The sequence below is a fragment of the Mesorhizobium amorphae CCNWGS0123 genome, assembly GCF_001686985.1.
Taxonomy (GTDB): domain Bacteria; phylum Pseudomonadota; class Alphaproteobacteria; order Rhizobiales; family Rhizobiaceae; genus Mesorhizobium; species Mesorhizobium amorphae.
This window is the reverse complement of the sequence record NZ_CP015318.1, coordinates 5519721-5540853: the sequence shown is the minus strand read 5'-3', so window position 1 is coordinate 5540853 and position 21133 is coordinate 5519721. Positions and strand designations below refer to the sequence as shown.

General features: G+C 63.9%; 20 protein-coding genes. 10 read left to right on the top strand and 10 right to left on the bottom strand.

The features are described from left to right. Positions 1 to 8 precede the first annotated feature (8 nt). Positions 9 to 464 (bottom strand): MarR family winged helix-turn-helix transcriptional regulator, encoded by a 456-nt coding sequence (locus A6B35_RS25945; protein ID WP_006200048.1) that lies wholly within the window; start codon positions 462 to 464, stop codon positions 9 to 11. 181 nt (positions 465 to 645) lie between these two features. On the opposite strand from A6B35_RS25945, the gene A6B35_RS25940 reads away from it, so the two are divergent. Continuing rightward, complete coding sequence (locus A6B35_RS25940) at positions 646 to 1440, top strand: SDR family NAD(P)-dependent oxidoreductase (RefSeq protein WP_006200047.1); 795 nt, start codon at positions 646 to 648, stop codon at positions 1438 to 1440. A 190-nt stretch (positions 1441 to 1630) separates the two neighbouring features. Here the strand turns inward: A6B35_RS25940 and A6B35_RS25935 are convergent, their stop codons facing one another. Beyond that, a complete protein-coding gene (locus A6B35_RS25935) occupies positions 1631 to 2230 on the bottom strand; it encodes a LysE family translocator (protein WP_006200045.1) in 600 nt (199 codons plus the stop codon). Positions 2231 to 2325: 95 nt separating this feature from the next. Here A6B35_RS25935 and A6B35_RS25930 point away from each other — a divergent pair, with 95 nt between their 5' ends. Continuing rightward, entirely contained in the window at positions 2326 to 3195 is an 870-nt protein-coding gene (locus A6B35_RS25930; protein ID WP_006200044.1) for a LysR family transcriptional regulator, read from the top strand. Positions 3196 to 3449: 254 nt separating this feature from the next. Here the strand turns inward: A6B35_RS25930 and A6B35_RS25925 are convergent, their stop codons facing one another. From A6B35_RS25925 to A6B35_RS25915, 3 genes are all read right to left on the bottom strand, one after another. Beyond that, positions 3450 to 4100, bottom strand: coding sequence for a dihydrofolate reductase family protein (locus A6B35_RS25925; protein WP_006200043.1), 651 nt, complete (start codon positions 4098 to 4100; stop codon positions 3450 to 3452). 121 nt (positions 4101 to 4221) lie between these two features. Further along, positions 4222 to 5058, bottom strand: a complete 837-nt coding sequence (locus A6B35_RS25920; protein ID WP_040581961.1) for a protein-L-isoaspartate O-methyltransferase family protein — start codon at positions 5056 to 5058, stop codon at positions 4222 to 4224. A gap of 54 nt (positions 5059 to 5112) precedes the next feature. Next, positions 5113 to 6480 carry an Nramp family divalent metal transporter gene (locus A6B35_RS25915; RefSeq protein WP_006200041.1) on the bottom strand — a complete coding sequence of 456 codons (1368 nt, stop codon included), beginning with the start codon at positions 6478 to 6480 and terminating at the stop codon, positions 5113 to 5115. Positions 6481 to 6717: 237 nt separating this feature from the next. On the opposite strand from A6B35_RS25915, the gene mntR reads away from it, so the two are divergent. Both mntR and A6B35_RS25905 read left to right on the top strand, forming a co-directional pair. Beyond that, positions 6718 to 7173 carry a manganese-binding transcriptional regulator MntR gene (gene mntR / locus A6B35_RS25910; protein WP_006200040.1) on the top strand — a complete coding sequence of 152 codons (456 nt, stop codon included), beginning with the start codon at positions 6718 to 6720 and terminating at the stop codon, positions 7171 to 7173. A gap of 85 nt (positions 7174 to 7258) precedes the next feature. Further along, entirely contained in the window at positions 7259 to 7447 is a 189-nt protein-coding gene (locus A6B35_RS25905) for a hypothetical protein (RefSeq protein WP_006200039.1), read from the top strand. Between the two features lie 26 nt (positions 7448 to 7473). Here the strand turns inward: A6B35_RS25905 and A6B35_RS25900 are convergent, their stop codons facing one another. Beyond that, the gene (locus A6B35_RS25900; RefSeq protein WP_006200038.1) at positions 7474 to 9522 is read right to left on the bottom strand and encodes a hypothetical protein; all 2049 of its coding nucleotides are present in this window, start codon (positions 9520 to 9522) and stop codon (positions 7474 to 7476) included. Between the two features lie 209 nt (positions 9523 to 9731). Here A6B35_RS25900 and ypfJ point away from each other — a divergent pair, with 209 nt between their 5' ends. Both ypfJ and A6B35_RS25890 read left to right on the top strand, forming a co-directional pair. Then, positions 9732 to 10664 (top strand): KPN_02809 family neutral zinc metallopeptidase, encoded by a 933-nt coding sequence (gene ypfJ / locus A6B35_RS25895; protein ID WP_006200037.1) that lies wholly within the window; start codon positions 9732 to 9734, stop codon positions 10662 to 10664. 156 nt (positions 10665 to 10820) lie between these two features. Beyond that, positions 10821 to 12089 (top strand): TCR/Tet family MFS transporter, encoded by a 1269-nt coding sequence (locus tag A6B35_RS25890; protein ID WP_006200036.1) that lies wholly within the window; start codon positions 10821 to 10823, stop codon positions 12087 to 12089. 38 nt (positions 12090 to 12127) lie between these two features. On the opposite strand, the gene carA is transcribed toward A6B35_RS25890, so the two are convergent. Beyond that, on the bottom strand, positions 12128 to 13345 hold the full coding sequence (gene carA, locus A6B35_RS25885) for a glutamine-hydrolyzing carbamoyl-phosphate synthase small subunit (protein WP_081482051.1): 1218 nt from the start codon (positions 13343 to 13345) through the stop codon (positions 12128 to 12130). A 279-nt stretch (positions 13346 to 13624) separates the two neighbouring features. Here carA and A6B35_RS25880 point away from each other — a divergent pair, with 279 nt between their 5' ends. Next, positions 13625 to 14074 (top strand): GatB/YqeY domain-containing protein, encoded by a 450-nt coding sequence (locus A6B35_RS25880; RefSeq protein ID WP_006200034.1) that lies wholly within the window; start codon positions 13625 to 13627, stop codon positions 14072 to 14074. Positions 14075 to 14131: 57 nt separating this feature from the next. Then, positions 14132 to 14689 (top strand): GNAT family N-acetyltransferase, encoded by a 558-nt coding sequence (locus A6B35_RS25875; RefSeq protein WP_006200033.1) that lies wholly within the window; start codon positions 14132 to 14134, stop codon positions 14687 to 14689. 6 nt (positions 14690 to 14695) lie between these two features. Here A6B35_RS25875 and A6B35_RS25870 read toward each other — a convergent pair whose 3' ends face one another. From A6B35_RS25870 to A6B35_RS25860, 3 genes are all read right to left on the bottom strand, one after another. Then, positions 14696 to 15877: an MFS transporter gene (locus tag A6B35_RS25870; RefSeq protein ID WP_006200032.1), complete on the bottom strand. Its 1182-nt coding sequence runs from the start codon at positions 15875 to 15877 to the stop codon at positions 14696 to 14698. 106 nt (positions 15878 to 15983) lie between these two features. After that, positions 15984 to 16193 carry a DUF2061 domain-containing protein gene (locus A6B35_RS25865; RefSeq protein WP_006200031.1) on the bottom strand — a complete coding sequence of 70 codons (210 nt, stop codon included), beginning with the start codon at positions 16191 to 16193 and terminating at the stop codon, positions 15984 to 15986. Positions 16194 to 16327: 134 nt separating this feature from the next. Continuing rightward, complete coding sequence (locus A6B35_RS25860; protein ID WP_006200030.1) at positions 16328 to 17989, bottom strand: Na/Pi cotransporter family protein; 1662 nt, start codon at positions 17987 to 17989, stop codon at positions 16328 to 16330. A 389-nt stretch (positions 17990 to 18378) separates the two neighbouring features. On the opposite strand from A6B35_RS25860, the gene A6B35_RS25855 reads away from it, so the two are divergent. Together A6B35_RS25855 and dnaG are read left to right on the top strand one after the other, a co-directional pair. Further along, a complete protein-coding gene (locus A6B35_RS25855) occupies positions 18379 to 18750 on the top strand; it encodes an RcnB family protein (protein WP_006200029.1) in 372 nt (123 codons plus the stop codon). Between the two features lie 136 nt (positions 18751 to 18886). Further along, positions 18887 to 20824 carry a DNA primase gene (gene dnaG / locus A6B35_RS25850; RefSeq protein ID WP_006200028.1) on the top strand — a complete coding sequence of 646 codons (1938 nt, stop codon included), beginning with the start codon at positions 18887 to 18889 and terminating at the stop codon, positions 20822 to 20824. The last annotated feature ends 309 nt before the right edge of the window (positions 20825 to 21133 follow it).

The window sequence follows — 21133 nt, the reverse complement described above, 5'->3', positions numbered from 1 at the left end:
CCGGCCGCTTATCTGGCCGGCGGCATATCGAAATCCAGCGCAGCGATTGCATCGAGCGCCGCGCGCAGCTTCGCCGCCTGGTCCTTGCCCACCATGGCCTCGAAACGCTGCTGCGCGATGGTCCACAACTTGGTCGCCTCATTGAGCTTGAGCCCGCCCTGCGGCGTCAGCCGCACGCGCTTGACGCGGCGGTCGTCCTTGTCGGCGAAGGCCTCGACATAACCGTCACGGATCAGCGGCTTCAGCGTGTGGCCGAGCGCCGACAGGTCCATGATCAGCGCCTCGGCTATGGCGCCCATCGCCGGTTCGCTGCCGATATGGATCTGGTAGAGCAGGCCGTATTGCGTGCCCTTGAGGCCCGAAGGCGCCAACACATCGTCATAGAACCGGCCGAGCTTGCGCCCGGCGCGCCGCAGCGTGGCGTTGTTGCAAAGGGTAAGGCCGGGCAGCGTGGCTTTAGTCATGACAACTCCTTGTCGGCGAATGGTTCCGCCGACCTGCCCGCAGAAATAGTTTTTGTCGCCGCCGTTGACAAGATAGTGGCATATACCTACTTCGTGAAAGTGGCATATGCCACTAATTGAAATCTGACGCGGACGAACGCCATAGGGCTCGTCTCGCTTGGCAGCAAAAAGGAACAGGACAATGAGCACGAAGGACAACAAGGGCACAGCCGTCATCACCGGCGCGTCGTCGGGCATCGGCGCCGTCTATGCGGATCGGCTGGCCGCACAGGGCTACGACCTGGTGCTGGTGGCGCGCCGCGCCGACCGGCTGCAGGAACTGGCGGACAAGCTGGGTTACGCCTATGGCCGCAAGGTCAAGGTGATCGCCGCCGATCTCTCCGATGACGGCGATGTTCGCCGGGTCGAGCAGGCGATCGCCAACGATGAGAGCGTGACGCTGCTCGTCAACAATGCCGGCCTCGGCGGCCAGCAGGTCGTGGCAGACGCCGATGCCGATGCGACCGAGCGCATGATCAAGGTCAATGTCATCGCGCTTACCAGACTCACACGCGCGGTGCTGCCGGGGCTGCTCGCGCGCAATCGCGGCGCCATCGTCAACATTGCCTCGGTGGCCGCCTATGGCACGGCGATCGGCGGCATCTACAGCGGCACCAAGGCCTATGTCGTCAATTTCACCGAGGCGCTGCAGCGCGAGGTCGCCGACACCGGCGTGAAGGTGCAGGTCGTGCTGCCCGGGCCGATCCGCACCGACTTCTGGGAATTGGCCGGCGCCGATCTCAACTCTCTCAACCAGGACTGGGTGATGACCGTTGACGATCTGGTCGATGCGGCGCTTGCCGGCTTTGCCCAGGGCGAGACGGTCACCGCGCCGGGGCTCGCCGATCCGGCCAAACTCGATGCGTACATCGGCGCCCGGGACAGTTTTTACGCCAGCCTGATCGCCGGCAAGCCGGCGGCGCGTTACGCGGCTTGAGCTGACAGGACTTGAGTTCCTCGCCCCCGCAGGGCGGGGGAGAGGTGGCCGCGAAGCGGCCGGAGAGGGGGCCTTCGTAGGGCGGTGCCTTACTGGAGCTGGGTCGCCGTCGTCGTGCTAATCCCCCTCTCCGTCTCGGCTTCGCCGAGCCACCTCTCCCCCACATTCGTGGGGGCGAGGAACTGAAGGGTTAGGCCGGCCGCCACATCGGCACGATCGAGGCGGCGAGCACCAGGCCAAGCACGACGTTGAGCGCCCGCCATTGCCGCTCTGTCTTGAGCAGCCGCGCAAGCAGCGTGCCGGCCACGCACCACAGTGACAGCGACAGCGCCGCCGCCAGGCCAAAGACAGCGCCGAGCAGCAGCGCGAGCTGCAGCGGGCCGTCGGCGAGCGCCGCAAAGGAGGCGGCGGCGCCCAGGCCCATCGCCCAACCCTTCGGGTTCATCCATTGCACGCTGGCACCGCCAAAGAAGCTGTTCGGCTTTGCCATCGACACGTCGAGATTGGGCGGGCCGCTGCGACCGATCTTGAAGGCAAGCCAGACGAGGTAGGCCGATCCCGCGACCTTCATCGCCAGTTGCAGCGACGGCACGGCGGCGAGCAGGCCAGCAAGCCCGGCGGCACCGGCCGCCGCCACCGAAGCCAGGCCGGCGGCGCTGCCGGCCATCAGCGGCACCGAGCGACGAAAGCCGAACTGCGCGCCGGAGGCCGTCGACAGCGTCGTGGCAATGCCCGGCGTGGAGGTGGAGACCAGCGCGAACAGGATCAGGGGAAGGACGGTCTCGAGCATGCTGTTTCCTGTGTGGAACCAGCATTTCTACGGATTGTCCAGCATCAGTAAATGCAATGTTTGCTATGAACGACATTAGTATTCATAATGCAACAATGATCCGCAATCTCGACACCACCCTGATCCGCACCTTCGTCACCGTCGCCGACAAGGCCAGCATGACGGCGGCGGCGAATGCGCTGCACCTGACGCAAGGCGCCGTCAGCCAGCAGGTCAAGCGGCTGGAGGATATTTTGGGCTCCAGCCTGTTTGAACGCGACCGGCGCGGTCTGAAACTCACCCGCGCCGGCGAACGGCTGCTCGGCAAGGGCATGCGGCTGCTGTCGCTCAATGACGAGATCTGGACGGAGATGGTGGGCAATGCGGTTGCCGGGCAGGTGCGGCTCGGCGTGCCCTATGACCTTGTCGGCACGCTGCTTGCTCCGGTGTTGAAGGCCTATGCCGGGACATATCCGCAGATCGAGATTTCGCTGCTCTGCGCCTCCTCGCCTGAGCTCGCCGCGGCGCTCGCAGCCGGGACGATCGATCTCGCCGTCATCGAAGAGCAGGTCGGCCCGTCCGCCGGCGAATGCCTGCTCATCGACCGGCTGGTCTGGGTCGGCGCCAGAGGTGGCGTCGCCCGCCAAAAGCGCCCCTTGCCGGTGTCGATGGTCGCCGACACCTGCGCTTTCCGCCCGGCGGTGATTTCAGCACTCTACGAACATGGGCTGGAATGGCGCACCGTGTTCGAGAACGGCAACATCGACGCGACGACGGCGACGGTGCGTTCCGACCTCGCCGTCACCACCTGGCTCGCCTCGACAGTGCCGGCGGATCTCGAGATTTTGCCTTGCGATGCCGAGCTGCCGGCCTTGCCGAATTTTGCGATCAATCTGCACCTGCCCAGGCATGGCATCGAACCCGCCGCACGAGAGTTTGCGGCTCATATCCGCGACGGGTTGGCGCGGCGGCAGCAGGCGGCGTGAGACCAAGCAGAACCTGGGTTCCTCTCCCCCGTCGATCGGGGGAGAGGTGTCGAGCGAAGCTCGACGGAGTGGGGGTCGACATGGCTCGGGCGTTGTTACTTCAAGCCGGGGCGATGCCTCGCCCTGATTGAGGCCCCGTGGGCGAGTTGTCAGCGGCGGTGCATCTGAGGACCGCCTTCCCCCACTCCGTCGCTGCTGTGCAGCGCCACCTCTCCCCCCTCCGGAGGGAGAGGAAAGGTGCCAAGGCCGTCCCATTACTTCCAGTTCTTGCGCCGTTCGAGCTCGGCTTCCGAAGGCTTCTCCGTGGCAAACGACCCGGTCTTGATCTCGCCGCCGCGCTCATAGGTGGCCATGATGACGCCGGTGCTGGAAGTTTGCGACCTGGCAAGCTTGAAGGCGGCCGGCATCGCGTCATCGCCGAACAGCCGCTTGCCCTTGCCCAGCACCAGCGGGAAGATCATCAGCCGGATCTCGTCGATCAGCCCGTTGGCGAGCAGGGTCTGGATCAGATTGCCCGATCCCTGGATAAGCAGGTCAGGTCCATCTTCCTGCTTGAGGTGGCGCAACGTTGCGACGATATCTTCCCCAAGCCATTGCGTGTTCTGCCAGGTGAGCGAATCCGGCCGATGCGTCGCCACATACTTGGTCGCAGGGTTGAAGGCATCTGCGATCGAATCTTTCTGATACGGCCAGTACGCGGCGAAGATGTCGTAGGTTCTGCGGCCGAGCAGCAGGGCGAAGGGTTTGGAGAATAGTTCATCCATTGCCGCGCCCGCCACCTCGTCAAAGTAATGAAAGGTCCAGCCGCCGAACTTGAAGCCGCCGACCGGATCCTCTTCCGGACCGCCTGGCGCCTGCATGACGCCGTCGAGGCTGACGAATGTAGCGACGATGATCTTTCTCATTGGTCTTCTCCCTTTCGATGATCCGCGCCGTCAGGGCCGGATTTCGACCCAAGAACGGGCGGGCAGACAACCGTCCGACACGCTACGCATAAACTGGCGTGGCCCAATAGCTGAGCGGTGCTCATCGCCGCCGCCTGCCGAGGGCCCGCGACGAGAACCAGATATCACCGATGATGGCAGTGGCTGTGCGGTCCGGCTTCTTGTCGGCCGTCAGCCAGATCGAGCGGCTGCTCGCGGCCTGTTGGCGGTCGGGGATTTTCGCCGACGGGCCGGCGAGCGAGGCGCCGACGCAAGGGATGAACCATGAGCCCATGAACGGATCGCAGGCCAAACCCTGCGCGGTGCGGGTCACCACCATTGCCAGGCCAACGCGATCGGCCGGACGCCACGGGAAGATCAAGCGACCGCCGGACTTTAGCGCCTTCAGCCAGCAGGAAGGCGGCGCCATGACACCGGCATTGACATAGATGATATCGGAAGGCGGCAGTTCGCTTTCGACGGCGTTGCCATGGATAATTGAAACGTTTCCATAGGATTCTAGGTTTTTCTTCGCCCGGGCGGCGAGGCCGGCATTCAGCTCGAGTGCGGTGACGGTGCCGGGCGCCACCAGCTTCGCCAAGATGGCGGTGTAGTAGCCGGTGCCGGCGCCGATATGGGTGACGGCCTCGCCAGGCTTTGGCGCGATCCTGCCGATCCACATGGCGTGCAGGAACGGTTCACCGTTGTTGATGCCCTTGTCGGCGTCGAGCACCACCAGCACGTTCTGGTAGATGTGAACCGGGTCGGCGCTCGGCGTCTCGACCTTGCCGTTGCCGGCAATGATGGTCCATGGCCCGGGACCGAGAAAGGCCTCGCGCGGCACCGCGGCGATCACCTCCTCGAGACGCGGATCGGCCGATGCGGCATGGGCCGCCATCAGCCGTGCGTAGAATCTCCTGGCGTCCTCGATCCTGTTCATGGCGCTGCAGAAGATAGCGCAGGCCGCAGCTTTGTCGCGATGGCGGGAAGAAACTCAGCCGAAGCCGACGACGGTGTCGTAGAGCAGCTTGAAGTTGAGCACCAGGATGACGGCGGCGACCACCCAGGCAAGGGCGGCGACACTGCGGGGGATGGCGAGGTTGCCCATCTTCTTCTTGTCGGACACGAACTGCACCAGCGGCACGACGGCAAAGGGCAGTTGCATCGACAGGATCACCTGGCTGAGAACCAGGAGCTGGCCGGTTCCCTTTTCGCCGTAGAGCGCTGTCACCACCACCACCGGGATGATGGCGATGCCGCGCGTCAACAGGCGGCGTGCCCATTGCGGGATGCGCAGGCGCAGGAACCCTTCCATGACGATCTGGCCGGCAAGCGTAGCCGTGACCGTCGAGTTGAGGCCGGAGGCCAGCAGCGCCACAGCGAACAGGATCGAGGCGATGCCGAGGCCAAGCAGCGGCGACAGCAATTCGAAGGCCTGGCCGATCTCGGCTACGTCCTGGTGGCCGGTGTTGTGGAAGGCCACCGCGGCCACGATCAGGATGGAGGCGTTGACGAACAGCGCCAGGATGAGCGCGATGGTCGAGTCCGTGGTCGCCCATTTGATGGCGTCGCGCTTGCCTTTTTCAGTGCGCTCATAGGCGCGGGTCTGCACGATCGAGGAGTGCAGATAGAGATTGTGCGGCATCACCGTGGCACCAATGATGCCGATGGCGATGTAGAGCATCTCCGGGTTGGTGACGATTTCGGACGACGGCACGAACATCGAATGCAGGATCGAGCCGACCGGCGGTGCGGCGGCAAAGATCTGGATGGCGAAGCAGCCGAAGATGATGATCAACAGCGCAATGATGAAGGCTTCGAGGAAACGGAAGCCCTTGTTCATCAAGAGAAGCAGCAGGAAAGCATCGAGCGCGGTGATGATGGCGCCGCCGATCAGCGGAATGCCGAACAGAAGCTGCAGGGCAATCGCCGTGCCGATGACCTCGGCGAGGTCGCAGGCGATGATGGCCAGTTCACAGGCGATCCAGAGCAGGAAATTGACTGGGCGCGGATAATAGGCGCGGCAGGCCTGGGCAAGATCGCGGCCGGTGGCGATGCCGAGCCTGGCGGCAAGCGCCTGCAGCAGGATCGCCATCAGGTTCGACAGCATGATGATGAACAGCAGCGTGTAGCCGAACTGGGCGCCGCCGGCGAGGTCGGTCGCCCAATTGCCGGGGTCCATATAACCGACCGAAACCATGTAGCCCGGTCCCATGAAGGCGAACAGCCGGCGCAGCCAGAAGCCGGACTGCGGCACCGCGATCGAGGCGTTGACCTCGCGCAGGCTGGGCTGGTCGTCTTCGTCCGGCCTGGCAAATCGCCACGCGGATCGGGGTTCTACGGTGGCTTCGGCGTCTGACATGGAGGGGTCCGCTTGAATGGATGGCTGTGCTTCCTACCTATGCCGGGGCTCAACATTATGCAATATGCTATGTTTCATTGATCATGCTTTTGTGATGTGCCGATTGATGCCCCGGACCGATAACCGCAAACGCCGGTTGCGCCTGCCCTGGAATGCAAATAAACGGCCAGACCAACCGGGTCCGTGCTATGAGTGCGGAGCCGATTCAGACTTCAAGCTGCCAAGGAGGAGCGCGTATTGGCGCTGAGGAACAGACCGGTTCGACGCGAAAAGCCGCTTCCCGATGCCGAAATTCATTCGGAAGGGTTTAGGCAGACGCGTGAAGCACGCCGCAGTGCGCTCGTCGAAGACTATGTCGAGTTGATCGCCGATCTGATCGAGGACGGCAACGAAGCGCGGCAGGTCGACATCGCGGCCAGGCTGGGTGTCGCCCAACCGACCGTGGCCAAAATGCTCACCAGGCTGTGCACCGAGGGACTGGTCTCCAGAAAACCCTATCGCGGCGTGTTCCTGACGGAGACCGGCCGCAAGGTTGCCGAGGAGAGCCGCATCCGCCACCAGACCGTGGAAGCTTTTTTGCGCTCGCTCGGCGTCAGCGCCGAGACGGCGCGCATCGATGCCGAGGGCATCGAGCACCATGTCAGCGCCGAGACGCTCGAGGCGTTTCGCAAGGCGATGACGGCGCCGCGCTGATCTCTTTTTCGACCTGCCGGAACAGAGATATCGCCGATGCGTTTGATGTCATGCCGCGCGCGATTGGCGCGGCGAGGAGGACATCATGGGCGTGGAACAGGCACCGACCGCAAAAGGCAAGCAGGCCGCCAAAGGATTGAAGCAAGCCGCGGCAAAGAACGAACGCAAGACCGAAGCCGACACCGGCCGGCCGTTGAAGAAGGGCGCCGCCCGCTTCGAGGAGCGCTCGAAAAGTTCCGACGGCAAGAGCGCCGGCACCAAGCAGAAGAGCTAAGGCTGTTCGCTCGCGCCAATCACGTTTCAGTCCTGCGTGTCCTGCACCCAGCTGCGCGGATGGCCGTCGACGCGGAACTGGAAGATGAAATAGGGCGGGATGCAGGTGCCCTTGCCAGGCTTTGCTTCGGCCAGATCGTCATAGCCGGCGGTGCAGATATAGTCCTCGCGGCAGGGATGGGCCTTGTCGCAGGCGCGCAGGCCGGCGGTCTTGGTGAATTCCCTGGTGCAGAATTTGTGATCCTTGCCGGAACCGATGCAGTCGTTGAAGCCGGTCTTGGCAAGCCGGCCGCAGGTTGCTTCGTCGGGTAGCTTGTCGCAGCTCGCCTTGCGCAGCAAGCCGCCCGGAAAGCCGCCGGTCTTCTGTTCGGGATTGTCGTAGCGCTGGCGCGCCGCGCCATAGCCTGCAAGCTTCACCAGCGGCTTCTTGTCTCTGGCCGGGTCGATACCGCAGGCCTTCGCGGTGGCCGGCGACAGACGGCAGTACTGGTCGCTGCCCCATTTCGACATTTTTATCTCGCCGAACTCGACCGGGTCTCCGACCGCGGTCCCTGCTTCGCTGACGCAGGTGCCGAAGCCCGGATGGATGGCGCTCTCGTGGACGCCGGCGCAGCGCAGGCCTTCGCCACAACTCCAGTCCTTGAAGCTGGCATCCGTGCCGCGATAGCAGATCGAGCCCCAGCCATCATAGAGGTCGGTGCCTTTCAGCGCTTCGGCGTATTTCTGATCCGGGCGGGCGGCGAAGCCCCGGCTGAAGTCAGGATGCCTGCCGGCGGCGAACTCCTCGACGATCGCGCGCCTTCGCGGCAGATCGGCGAAGAAGACGGCGGAGCCCGGCACGAAGACGGCATTGCGGCGCGGTTCGCTGGCCGGATCGGCGCCGGTATAGTGGAAGCCGGCAATGCCATGCGTCTGGTGGCAGCCCGTACAGGTCATCTCGTTAAGGCGCAGGTTGAAGCCGGCCACCGATTTCACGGCGCGAAGCTGGTTGCCCCTGGCGACATAGTCTTTCAGCGCCTTGTCGACGGCATCGTCATCAAGCAATCCATAGGCGATGTTGTTCTGGGAGCGGCTCATGCCGCCCGGTGCGACCGAGACGGCGCTGGTCGCCAGGAATTTCTCATCGATGACCAGCCGGCCGCGATCGAGGTCGTAGATGTTGCGGTCGGTGAGCAGCCATTTCGAGAATGCCTGCCTGTCGGCAAGCACCACCTTCCTGTCGATCTGGTTCTCCATCTTCGATTCCTGGAAGGTGGCGGTCGCCGGATCCCATTTGAATATCTTGAGCAGGTATTCGGCATGGCCGCCGAAGTCGCGGCGGGACGAGGCCGACAGGCGCAACACCTGCATGTTGAGCTCGAGCCGCATGATCTGCGCGGAATTGAGCATGGCACCGGAGAGCGGCCCTTCATCCGAGCGCAGCCAGGCCGCAAGCTGGTCGGGCGCAAGGTCCTTCTGTCCGGCAGCCAGCCAGCGCTTTGCCACATCCGCGCACGAGACACTGGTCGAGCGCGGCCGGTCCTTCGAAGCGCGACCTGAGGCGGCCGTGGGCTTGGCGTTGAAGACCAGGCTCATGGTCAAAGGCAGGCGGGACGAGATGCGTTGTCCAGGTTTCTCCTCGACCGAATAGTGGAAGCGATAGATCAGCCTGATCTCGCCGCATTCGGTGTGGCCGAGATAGCCGCGATCCATGCGGTTGACGACGCCGGTGAGATCCAGCGTCGAGCCGTTATCGTCGATGTATTTCGGGTTGAATTTCTGGCTGCTGTCCTTCGACTTTGCCAATGCCGCTACATAGGGGTCAGGGCTGTTGCCGGGCTCGTCGGCGATCTGCTGTTTGACGGCGTTACGGACCGGCGTCAGCGCGCGTACCGAAAACAGGCTGCGATTGTCGACGTCACGCGTCAGCCCAAGCGCCGGACCAAGCAAGCGGCTGATCGACAAGCCGCCGCGTTCGAGCGCCTGCAGCGTTTCGGGGTCGGTGACGGCGACGCTGGAATCGAGGGTGACGGCACTGGCTGTCCCGATGCCTGGACCCATCAATGCCGCCAGCAACAGCAGGAACCGGCCAATCATCCGCAAGTGCCCCTCGCAACCCCTTGTCGACATGCATGCTACAGGCGTTGCGCCGTCTCGGCCAGAGCGGCGAGCCGACAGGCCGGCACGCCATCCGGCGCGAAAAATGCTGTGACTTGCTGCAACCATTGGGATAATTGTTTGTTGGGTATGGCCGGCATCGGGAAGCCGTCCTGATCGTTCGGAAATTCGCATCGCGGGGAGTTGCCATGCTCTGGAGAGGCCGTCGTCAGAGTGACAATGTCGAGGACCAGCGCAGCGACAGCGGTGGCGGCGGTGGATTGGGCGGCGGCAGCCCCGGCCAGTTCCGCATCCCGATCGGCGGACGCGCCGGCGGCGGTTCGAGCATCTTCATTGTCATCCTGGTCGTCCTTGCAGGATGGTATTTCGGCTTCGATCCGTCTCAGATTCTGGGCGGTGGCGATGGCGGCCTGTTGCCGGGCGGCGGCGGCCAGATCACCGACAACAGCGGCGACCAGGGCGGCGGCACCGGAGCGCCCGCTTCCGACGAGATGAAGCAGTTCGTTTCGACCGTGCTTGCCGAAACCGAGGACACCTGGAAAGGCATCTTCCAGGCCGAGGGACTGACCTATGAGGATCCGAAACTGGTGCTGTTCAGCAGCCAGATCCGCTCGGCCTGCGGGTTTGCCTCCTCGGCGGCCGGGCCGTTCTATTGCCCCAGCGACCACAAGGTCTACCTCGACATGACGTTCTTCCAGCAGCTCGACCAGCAGTTCGGCGCCTCTGGTGAATTCGCTCGGGCCTATGTGATCGCCCATGAAGTCGGCCACCATGTGCAGAACCTGACCGGCATCCTGCCCAAATTCAACCAGATGCGGCAGAGCATGGGTGAGGCCGAGGCCAACCACATGTCGATGCAGGTTGAACTCCAGGCCGACTGCTTCGCCGGCGTTTGGGCGCATTTCACCGCGCAAAAGGGCATTCTCGAACAGGGCGACATGGAATCGGCGCTGAACGCCGCCAGGCAGATCGGCGACGATACGCTGCAGAAGAAGATGCAAGGCTATGTCGTGCCGGAAAGCTTCAACCACGGCACCTCGCAGCAGCGGCAGACCTGGCTGGCGCGTGGCTACAAGAGCGGCAAGCTTTCGGACTGCGATACCTTCAACAACCCGATCTGAAGCGGCCGGTTTCCTCGCTGGTCTGACGGCGGCATTGCCGTCAGGGGATGTCAGGATGGAAGCATCCTGCTCGTTCCCTTATTGTTCCCGGCTGGGCGCTCGCCTATAAAGTGCGTCCGCTTTTGCCCCGAAGCGGCCAGAGGAGCTTGACCGATCATGATCGATCCCAAAACCGCCAAGCGGGGCCTTGCGCTCGTTTTTACCACGCTGCTGCTCGACATCATCGGCTTCGGCATCATCATGCCGGTACTGCCGGCCTATCTGCAGGAGCTCACCGGCGTCGGCGTCAGCGAGGCCGCGATCGAGGGTGGCTGGCTGCTCTTCGCCTATGCAGCGATGCAGTTCGTTTTCGCGCCCGTCATGGGAGGCTTGAGCGACCGGTTCGGGCGGCGGCCGATCCTGCTTGCCTCCGTGCTGACGTTTTCCATCGACAATCTGATCTGCGCCGTCGCCTGGTCGTACCCGATGCTGTTCATCGGGCGCTTGCTGGCCGGCATTTCCGGCGCCAGCTATTCGACGACGTCCGCCTTCATCGCTGACATTTCGACCGATGAGAACCGGGCGAAGAATTTCGGCCTGCTCGGCATCGCCTTTGGCGTCGGCTTCGTCATCGGACCGGTTCTGGGCGGGCTGCTCGGCACGTTCGGGCCGCGCGTGCCGTTCTATTTCGCGGCCGGGCTGGCTTTCGTGAATTTCCTGATTGCGTTGTTTTTCTTGCCGGAGACGCTCGATGACAAGCACCGTCGCCGCTTCGAGTGGAAACGCGCGAACCCGGTCGGCACGCTCCTCCAGATGCGCAACTACCAAGGCATCGGCTGGATCGGGCTTGCCTTCTTCCTGATGACGCTCGGCCACATGATGTATCCGGCGGTCTGGTCGTTCGTCTCCAACTACCGCTACGGCTGGAGCGAGCAGCAGATCGGCTTCTCGCTTGGGGCCTTCGGCCTGTGCGGCGCGATCATCATGGCGACGGTCCTGCCGCGCGTGATCCCCAGGCTTGGCGAGTGGCGGACGGCGGTCATCGGCCTTGCGTTCACCGCGCTTAGCGCCTTCGGCTACGCCTTCGCGTGGCAGGGTTGGATGATCTATGCGGTGATCGTTGCCGGCTGCCTCGAAGCGTTGGCCGATCCGCCGCTCAGGAGCCTCGCCGCCGCCAAGGTGCCGCCGTCGGCGCAAGGCGAACTCCAGGGCGCGATGACCTCGATTTTCTCGATCACCTCGATCATCACGCCGCTGCTCTATACGGGGATTTTTTCCTGGTTCACGGGGCCGAGCGCACCGGTGACCTTCGGTGGCGCGCCTTATCTGCTCGGCGCGGTTTTCCTCACGCTGGCACTCATCGTCTTCGTCACGAAAGTGGCCAAGCCAACGCCGAACGAAGTCGAGCGGATGCATGCGCAGGAGACGGTGACCGACACGGTTTGAGACTCGCGAGGCGCAGCGTGAAGGCGGTGCGTCCGGCTTTAAGCGCGCTCCACCAGCAATTCCTCACCGCGCTTTTCGCGGATCAGATTGACGAAGCGGCGGAACAGATAGTGCGAGTCCTGCGGGCCGGGCGAGGCTTCGGGGTGGTGCTGGACCGAGAATACGGGGCGGCCGGTCAGCGCGATGCCGCAGTTCGAGCCGTCGAACAGCGAGACGTGGGTTTCCTCGACGCCATCGGGCAGCGAGTCGGCGTCGACGGCAAAGCCGTGGTTCATCGAGACGATCTCGACCTTGCCGGTGGTGTGGTCCTTGACCGGATGGTTGGCGCCGTGATGGCCCTGATGCATCTTGGCGGTCTTGCCGCCCAGCGCCAGCGCCAGCATCTGATGGCCGAGGCAGATGCCAAACACCGGGATGTCGGTCTTGAGCAGGTTCTGGATCACCGGCACGGCATAGTCGCCGGTGGCCTCCGGGTCGCCGGGGCCATTGGAGAGGAAGATGCCGTCGGGCTGCATGGCGAGGATCTCGTCTGCGCCAGTATTGGCCGGCACGACGGTGACCTTGGCGCCGAGACCGGCAAGCAGGCGCAGGATGTTGCGCTTGACGCCATAGTCGATGGCGACGACATGCAGGGAGGGCTCCTCCTGCTCGCCAAAGCCTTCATTCCAGACCCAGGACGTCTCGCGCCAGACCGAGGATTGGCCTGACGTGACTTCCTTGGCGAGGTCGAGCCCGATCAGGCCCGACCAGGCGGCGGCGCGGCGCTTCAAATCGTCGAGGTCGAAGACACCGTCGGGCGCATGCGCGATAACGGCGTTGGGCATGCCCTTTTCGCGGATCAGTGCGGTCAGCGCACGCGTGTCGATGCCCGACAGGGCGACGATGCCGCGCTTCTTCATCCACTGGTCGAGGTGGCCGGCGGCGCGGTAATTGGACGGGTTGGTGACATCGGCCTTGAACACGGCGCCGACGGCGCCGGCGCGGGCGACCGGATTGAGGTCCTCGATGTCCTCGTCATTGGTGCCGATATTGCCGATATGCGGGAAGGTGAAGGTGACGATCTGGCCGGCATAGGACGGGTCGGTGAGGATTTCCTGGTAACCGGTCAGCGCCGTGTTGAAGCAGACCTCGGCGACGGCGGAACCCGTGGCGCCGAGGCCGCGGCCCTCGATGACGGTGCCGTCGGCCAGCACCAAAAGGGCGGTCGGCTTCTCGGTGGCCCAAGCGGGGGTAGACGCGGCGGTCATCGTCGCCATGGCGGCACTCCTATCAGGCTGCGCGCCTCAAACGGCCTGGCGGACCATTTGGCGCAGCAAACGACGCGAAGCGTGATCTCTCAGGCTTCCGGGCGTCAACTCATTGTCTCATGCAGGACCGAGTACATAGGCGAAGGTGCCAAAACGGTCAATGTTGCCGCCGGCGAACGGCAGCGAATTATTTCGCCCAACAAAATCAGTGATTTGTCCGCCGAACGGGGATTTGCCTTGTGCTTTCGGCGGGGCTATGGTCCGCGCCGATCGAAGGAGAAGAGCATCATGCGTGGCAAAATCGCCGAATCCCTGAAGAACGCGATGAAGGCGCAGGACAAGCACCGGCTGCCGACTTTGCGGCTGATCCAGGCCGCCATCCACGACCGCGACATCGCCAATCGCGGTTCGGCCAAGGAGCCGGCGAGCGACGAAGAGATCCTGCAGATCCTGGCCAAGATGGTGAAGCAGCGCGAAGAATCGGCCAAGGCCTTCGAAGACGGCAAGCGGCCCGAGCTTGCCGCGCAGGAGCGCGGCGAGATGGAGATCATCCGCGGCTTCCTGCCGACGCAGTTGGACGATGCCGCGGTGACGGCCGCGGCGCGCGAAGCGATCGCGGCGACCGGCGCTGCCAGCCAGAAGGACATGGGCAAGGTGATCGCCGCGCTCAAGCAGAAGTATGCCGGCCAGATGGATTTCGGCAAGGCGAGCGGCATCGTCAAAGGCCTGTTGCAGTAAGAGGGTCTCTGCCCCCTACGCCCAGTTTGCGAGCCGGGCGCGGGATAGTCTGCCGTCATGATCGAGATCGTCAAACCCGCGCTCGAGCATCTGCCGTCCTACAAGGCCGCGCTCGAACGCGGCTGGTCGCCGGACAATGTGCGGCTTGAGGAAGCCACGCGCGAGCAGCTTGCGGCCATCGAGCAGGATCCTGTGGTTTTCCTCGCCAGTCTCGATGATCCCGAGGGCAAGGGTGGCCCGATCACCTTGCCTGATGGGACGAAAGTGCCAAGGCTGCCGGGTTTCCGGCGCTGGATCTGGGATGGTGAAGCCGCCGGATCGATCGGCTTTCGCTGGCAGCCCGGCACTGCGGCGCTGCCGCCGCATGTGCTTGGCCATATCGGCTATGCCGTGGTGCCGTGGAAGCGCGGGCGCGGCTATGCGACCGAAGCGGTGCGGCTGATGCTGGACGAGGCGAGGGCGGTCGGCCTGCCTTATGTGGAAATCACCGCCAAGCCGCACAATCCGGCGTCACACAAGGTGATCCTGGCCAATGGCGGCAAGCTCGTCGGCCGCTTCTTCGAGGACGCCGCCTATGGCGGAGCGGAGAGCCTGCGGTTCCGGATCGATTTGTAGACTGCGCTATTCGGCTGCGGCCGGCAGCGGCGGCGTGGCGCGGCTGCGTCCTTCCCAGACATAGGAGGCAAGTGCCACCGCCACTGCCACCAGCATGGCCATGGCGCCAACCACCGGCAAGGTGCGATAGCCGTAACCGGCGTTGAGCATGGCGGCGCCGAGCGACGCGGCGAGCGCAATGCCGACATTGAAGCCGGAGGGGATGAGCGAGGAGGCGAGGTTCGATGCATCCGCCGTCCAGGCCAGGATGCGGGTCTGGATCGGTGTGCCGATGGAGAAGTTGAGGCCGCCCCAGATGACGATCGCAACGATCATCGGCAGCGGATAGGGGCTGACGACATAGATCGCGGCAAGCGTGACCGCCTGTAGACAAAGCAAGGTGATGAGCGACGGCATCAGCTTCCAGTCGGAGAGCTTGCCGCCGACGAAGACGCCGATCGTGGCGCCGACGCCGTTGAGCAGAAGCACCCAGGGCACCAGGGTCTTGTCGAGGCCGGTAACTTCAAGCAACGTCGGGGTGATGTAGGTGAACAGGGTGAACTGGCCGATCATCAGCATCAGCATCAGGATGAGCGAGGTCCAGACCTGCTGGCGTGCCAGCACGCGCACCTCGCGGGCAAAGCCTGCCTGCTGGTTCGATGCGCCTGCCGTGCGCGGCAAAAGCGCCAGCATGGCCAAGGTCGCCACCACGCCCAGTGCACACATCACCCAGAAGGTGGCGCGCCAGCCCCACAGAGTGCCGATCGCCGTGCCGGCCGGCACACCGATGACGTTGGAGACGGTGAGACCGGACAAGATGACCGCCACGGCCATGCCGCGCTTGTCCTCGGGGACGAGGCCGACCGCGACCACCATGGCGACGCCGAAATAGGCGCCATGCGCCACGGCGACCGCAATGCGCAAAAGCAGCATCGAGGCAAAGTCAGGCGCCAGCGCGCAGGCTGCCTGGCCGATGGTGAAGGCTATCGAAAGGCCGAGCAACAGGGCCTTGCGCGAAAAGCTCTTGGTGGCGAGCGTCAGCAGTGGGCCGCCAATCGCTATGCCGCAGGCGTAGCCCGAGACGAGGTAGCCCGACGTGGGGATGGACACGCTCAAGCCGTCGGCGACCTGCGGCAGCACGCCGGCAATGACGAATTCCGTGGTGCCGAAGGCGAAGGCGGCAATGAACAGGGCGAATAGAGGAAGCATGGCGCGGCAAGCAATCCCAGGATGAGTTGGCCTCAAACCACGGATAGACGCTGCCGGCAATGCAGAAATTATCGACGCCGCTTTAGCTTTTCTTGATCAGCAAGGGCTAGGAAGCGGTCTTCCTTCCGTAGGGAATTTTCAGCCACGCCCGCTCGTGAAGATAGTAAAGCAGCGACTTGGTGACAACCTCGGTCGCGCCGATGGCCGCGGCAAGCTTGATGCTGCCGGTGATTACGAGTGAGATGATCATCGTATCGATGGTGCCGGTTGCGCGCCACGAAAGCGCCTTGGCGAAGCTGCGCGAATGGGTATCCAAACCTATCCTCCCGATGGACCTGTCCGATGCTTAGCCGACGGATGGCTGGAGGAGCAAAGACTAATTTTCCGCTCTGGCACCGATGGCGGAACCTTGTTCCCAAGTTGGGTGTCGGGCCGCAATTTTCCGGCTCGCTATCCGGCCTTCAGCCGCGAGCCGCCGAGCAGGCCGCGTTCCTCCAGCACCGGGTAGGCCATGGACGCCAGCAGCGAGTTGATCTGCTTGAGGTCGCGGATTGTGTCGAGGTGGATGGAACTGGTCTCGACGCTCTTGGCGGTGCCGTCGCGCAGCCGCAGGAAATGGCTGGCGCTGGTTTCCTTCTCGCGGTCGCGCAGGCGGTCCTTTTCCAGCACAAGCTGGCGCGCTGTCTCGGCATCGCGCGACACCAGCACATTGAAGGCAAGCCTGGCATTGGCGAGTACCGAGGCGTGGAAGGCACAAAGCTCGAGCCAACCTTCGGGCGTGAACTCCAGGCCGCGCTCGAGCTTCTTCCTGACATGGACCAGCATATTGCGCACGATGATGTCGCCGACCTGCTCCAGCTTGACGCAGGCACCGATCAGTTCCTGGCAGCGCAGCGCCTCGTCTTCGGAGAGCGGGTTCTTGGTGACCTTGGCCAGATAGAGTTTTATCGCCGCATGCTTCTTGTCGACGCGATCGTCGAGTGCCGCCAGCGCCTTGATCTTGTCGGCGTCGGCACTCTCGTAGAGCTCGATGATGCGCTTCAGCATGATCTCGACCGTCTCGCAGACCCGCACCACCTCGCGCGTGGCATTGGCCAGCGCCTGGCTCGGCGTATCGAGAGCGCTTTCGTTCAGAGCGGACAGTTCGATGACGTCGAGCGCGGCCGGCTCCGACTTGGTGCCGAGGGCCACGATCTTCTCCGAAGCGCGGTAGACGAGACCGGCCAATGGCAGGCCGGCGAGCAGGATCAGAACGTTGAACAGGATGTGGGCGTGGACGATCTGGTCGGGCACGCTGGTGCCGAGGAAGGCGACCGGCGGCTTGAAGGTCAGGAACAGGATCAGCATGACCAGCGAGCCCATGCCGCGCATCAGGAGATTGCCGATCGGCACGACGCGCACGCCGGGCTCGGCATTGCGGGTCAGCAGCGGCGCAATGATCGAGGAGCCGAGATTGACGCCGAGCACCAGCACGACGCCAAGCTCGGGCGGGATGAAGCCACGGCCGGCCAGCGTGACCATCAACAGCACGGCGGCGATCGAGGAATGGAACAGCCAGGTGATCAATGCCGCCATAAGATAGGCGGTGACCGGATCGCCGGAGAAGTAGTTGACGATGACCGGCATCAGCGTGCTCTGGCGCAGCGGTTCCGATGCCTGGCCGATCATTTCCAGCGACAGGATCAGAAGGCCGATGCCGATCAGGATGCGGCCGAACTGGCGCCAGTCACGCCGCTCGGTGGCCATGAACATGACGGTGCCGGCGACCAGGCAGACCGGGACCAGCAGCGACAGGTCGAAGGTCAGCAGCTTGACCACCAGCGCCGAGCCGATCTCAGCGCCGCGCACTGCCAACTGGCCGGACATGCCGGAGACGATGCCGGCGCCGGCAAAGGAGCCGACAAGCAAGGTGACGGCGGTGGAGCTTTGCAGCGCGATCGACAGGCCGCAGCCGGCCAGCACCGCCATCAGCGGATTGCGCATGGTGGCGCGCAGCCGGTGGCGCAGCACGTCGCCATAGGCGCGCTCGACACCCGTCTTGACCAGGCGGGTGGCAAACAGCATCAGCGCCACCGCGCCGGCAAGATGCAGAAGGACGACCGAACCGCTCATGCCCGGGCTCGCAATCCAAGAGACGCGCTCGGCGCTGGGGCCATGCCGTCGAAGAGGTCAAGAAGGGCGCGAATCATGGGCATTGTAGGGATCGAGCATACTCTCATTGCTTTTAGCCGGATAATAAATTTCGCCTGACTTGGCTGGCTGCCGGCACGCGACAGGGTGTGTCGGAAATGGATGGACGACAGATTGGTTGCATGGTCGGTCGCCGCCAGGACAGTGGTGCCGCTCGGCTCCCGCGTCCGTTTCCAACCAAGTCTAAGAATGACGTTGAATTAGATCATTTAATTATAGGAAATCATTACAGAAACGTAATCTTGCTGTTCAGTTTCGGTTCATCCTTGGCGCCTTATTGCATGGGCATCGACAACCAAGGAGTACCTGTCATGAAACGTCTCGTTCTTTCCGCTGTCGCCGCCTCGATGCTGGCCGCCACGTCCTTCTCGGGCCAGGCCGCGCCGCTCAACGCGCCCGTCGCGCCGCAGTCGAACTACAGCCAGGTCGACTGGCAGAAACCCGACAGGCATGTCGTGAAGAAGAAGGTCGTGGTGAGGAAGAAGGTCGTTGTGGTTAAGCGGAACCATTGGCGCAACGGCCAGAGGTATTCGAGCTGGAAGCGCCACCAGGCGATCCGCGACTACGGCCGCTATGGCCTGCGGCGTCCAGGCCCCGGCCAGGAGTGGATCCGTGTCGGCAACGACTATGTGTTGGTCAGTATCCTGTCGGGCATCGTCTTCGGCGCCATCGCCGCCCACTGATCGATCTCGAATCGTATCGCGGGAAGGCGGCCGGCGCCGGCCGCCTTCTTTTTGCCCTGTGGAAACCGGGCATCGTCCGCATTAGGGGTCGTCGGACTTCGCGGGCATGGTTATATGAGGGGGAAACGAGTTCCCCATGCGCTTTCCGCCCGCCTTCCTCGACGAGATCCGCGACCGCGTGCCGATTTCCTCGGTGATCGGCCAGCGTGTCGCGTGGGACCGGAAGAAGACCAACGCGCCGCGCGGCGACTATTGGGCCTGCTGCCCGTTCCATGGCGAGAAGGGCCCGTCCTTCCACTGCGAAGACAAGAAGGGCCGCTACCATTGTTTCGGCTGCTCGGTGTCGGGCGATCACTTCAAGTTCCTGACCGAGCTCGACGGGATGAGTTTTCCCGAAGCCGTCGAGAAGATCGCCGACATGGCCGGAGTGCCGATGCCAGTGCGCGACGAACAGGAGGAACGGCGCGAAAAGGAACGCGCCAGCCTGACCGACGTCATGGAGATGGCGACCAGCTTCTTCCAGGAGCGGCTGCAGGGGTCGGAAGGCGCAAAGGCGCGCGCCTATCTGCGTGAGCGCGGACTGACATCGGCGACGCAGCAATCGTTCCGGCTCGGCTATGCGCCAGACAGCCGCAACGCGCTGAAGGAGCATCTTGCCGCCAGGGGCGTTCCAAAAGCCGATATCGAGGCCTGCGGGCTGGTGCGCCACGGCGACGACATCCCGGTCTCCTACGACTGGTTCCGCGACCGCATCATGTTCCCGATCCCCGACTCCAGAGGCAAGATCATCGCCTTTGGCGGGCGGGCGCTGGCGCCCGATGCGCTGGCCAAATACATGAATTCGCCCGACACGGAGCTCTTCCACAAGGGCAATGTGCTCTACAATTTCGCCCGTGCCCGCAAGGCATTGGCCAAGGGCGGCACGGTCATCGCCGTCGAAGGCTATATGGACGTGATCGCGTTGGCCCAGGCCGGCTTCGAAAACGTCGTGGCGCCGCTCGGCACCGCGCTCACCGAGAACCAGCTCGAGCTGTTGTGGCGCATGGCAGGCGAGCCAGTCTTATGCTTCGATGGCGACCAGGCTGGGCTGAAGGCGGCGTGGCGCGCCGCCGATCTGGCGCTGCCGGCGGTCCAGCCGGGACGCTCGGCGCGTTTTGCGCTGCTGCCCGAAGGCAAGGATCCCGACGATCTGGTCAAGGCCGAAGGTGCGGACGCCTTCCGCGTCGTGCTCGCGGAAGCGCGGCCGCTCGCCGATCTGCTGTGGATGCGCGAGACGTCAGGCGGCGTCTTCGACACGCCGGAACGGCGGGCGGAATTGGAAAAGACGCTGCGCGAGCTGACCAGCCGCATTCGCGACGAAAGCCTGCGATATCACTACCAACAGGAGATGCGCGAGCGGGTGCTAAGCTTCTTTGGCGCCCAGCGCGGCGCCCGGCAAGGTCGTCAGGATTGGAAACCGGGGCAGGGCAAGACGGCCGCACCCGGCGGGCAGTTTGCGCGGGGCAATGCCGGCGGACGCACCGCGATCACCGAAAGCCTGGGACGTTCGGCGCTGGTCAAGCGCGGCGCCGAGGGCATGTCGGTGCGCGAGGCAACGATCATCGTGGCGCTGATCAACCATCCGGCGCTGATCGACGAGAACTTTGCCCATGTCGAATTCCTCGATCTCGCCAACACCGACCTGAAGCGTCTGCACGCTGCCATCCTCGATGCAATGGCGCATGACATGGCCAATGATCGCGGCGCGGTGATCGCAACGGTCGAACGGGCCGGCTGCGGCGACATCTGGGAGCGCGCGGTGGCGCTGATCAAGCGCGCGCGGCAATGGCCGGCGCTGGAAACCGCCGCCCTTGAGGACGCCCGCGACGCCTTCAACCAAGCACTGCACTTGCAGCGCAGCGCGCGCACCTTACATAGGGAGCTGAAACAGGCGCAGGCAGCGCTCGATCAGGATCCGTCGGACGAAAACTTCCGGCATCTGGTCGAGATTCAGGCGCAATTCAATGATGTGCAAGCAACGGAAGCGCTGATCGAAGGGTTCGGCGTGTCCTCGGGCAGGGCAGGTCGCGTATAGGTGGAATCCTGCGCCAAGAATGAAGTGGGAATGTGCCGCGCGTCGTTTAGACGCCCCTAAGTCGGGTAATTGATTCGCTTTTTTCATGCGAATCATGCGAGAGGCGCTTGACCTTCTGGCAGAATGGCGGAATCAGGACGATTCGAAACGTTAACCCGTGCCCGGCGTCGACGGGAAATGAGCGATGTGAGGTACTGGTCACTGGACAGGCGGCAGGCCTGCCACAGATACCAGGGTTAATCTGGACTTAACGAGAGATGCGGTTACTGGCCCGGTGACGTGCGTTTGAAGCGAGCGCATCCGATTTGA

What these genes read in the sequence shown, in the direction of transcription:
- A6B35_RS25945 (WP_006200048.1), bottom strand. Translation starts at nt 464, where the DNA reads ATGACTAAAGCCACGCTGCCCGGCCTTACCCTTTGCAACAACGCCACG.
- A6B35_RS25940 (WP_006200047.1), top strand. Translation starts at nt 646, where the DNA reads ATGAGCACGAAGGACAACAAGGGCACAGCCGTCATCACCGGCGCGTCG.
- A6B35_RS25935 (WP_006200045.1), bottom strand. Translation starts at nt 2,230, where the DNA reads ATGCTCGAGACCGTCCTTCCCCTGATCCTGTTCGCGCTGGTCTCCACC.
- A6B35_RS25930 (WP_006200044.1), top strand. Translation starts at nt 2,326, where the DNA reads ATGATCCGCAATCTCGACACCACCCTGATCCGCACCTTCGTCACCGTC.
- A6B35_RS25925 (WP_006200043.1), bottom strand. Translation starts at nt 4,100, where the DNA reads ATGAGAAAGATCATCGTCGCTACATTCGTCAGCCTCGACGGCGTCATG.
- A6B35_RS25920 (WP_040581961.1), bottom strand. Translation starts at nt 5,058, where the DNA reads ATGAACAGGATCGAGGACGCCAGGAGATTCTACGCACGGCTGATGGCG.
- A6B35_RS25915 (WP_006200041.1), bottom strand. Translation starts at nt 6,480, where the DNA reads ATGTCAGACGCCGAAGCCACCGTAGAACCCCGATCCGCGTGGCGATTT.
- A6B35_RS25905 (WP_006200039.1), top strand. Translation starts at nt 7,259, where the DNA reads ATGGGCGTGGAACAGGCACCGACCGCAAAAGGCAAGCAGGCCGCCAAA.
- A6B35_RS25900 (WP_006200038.1), bottom strand. Translation starts at nt 9,522, where the DNA reads ATGATTGGCCGGTTCCTGCTGTTGCTGGCGGCATTGATGGGTCCAGGC.
- ypfJ (WP_006200037.1), top strand. Translation starts at nt 9,732, where the DNA reads ATGCTCTGGAGAGGCCGTCGTCAGAGTGACAATGTCGAGGACCAGCGC.
- A6B35_RS25890 (WP_006200036.1), top strand. Translation starts at nt 10,821, where the DNA reads ATGATCGATCCCAAAACCGCCAAGCGGGGCCTTGCGCTCGTTTTTACC.
- carA (WP_081482051.1), bottom strand. Translation starts at nt 13,345, where the DNA reads ATGGCGACGATGACCGCCGCGTCTACCCCCGCTTGGGCCACCGAGAAG.
- A6B35_RS25880 (WP_006200034.1), top strand. Translation starts at nt 13,625, where the DNA reads ATGCGTGGCAAAATCGCCGAATCCCTGAAGAACGCGATGAAGGCGCAG.
- A6B35_RS25875 (WP_006200033.1), top strand. Translation starts at nt 14,132, where the DNA reads ATGATCGAGATCGTCAAACCCGCGCTCGAGCATCTGCCGTCCTACAAG.
- A6B35_RS25870 (WP_006200032.1), bottom strand. Translation starts at nt 15,877, where the DNA reads ATGCTTCCTCTATTCGCCCTGTTCATTGCCGCCTTCGCCTTCGGCACC.
- A6B35_RS25860 (WP_006200030.1), bottom strand. Translation starts at nt 17,989, where the DNA reads ATGAGCGGTTCGGTCGTCCTTCTGCATCTTGCCGGCGCGGTGGCGCTG.
- A6B35_RS25855 (WP_006200029.1), top strand. Translation starts at nt 18,379, where the DNA reads ATGAAACGTCTCGTTCTTTCCGCTGTCGCCGCCTCGATGCTGGCCGCC.
- dnaG (WP_006200028.1), top strand. Translation starts at nt 18,887, where the DNA reads ATGCGCTTTCCGCCCGCCTTCCTCGACGAGATCCGCGACCGCGTGCCG.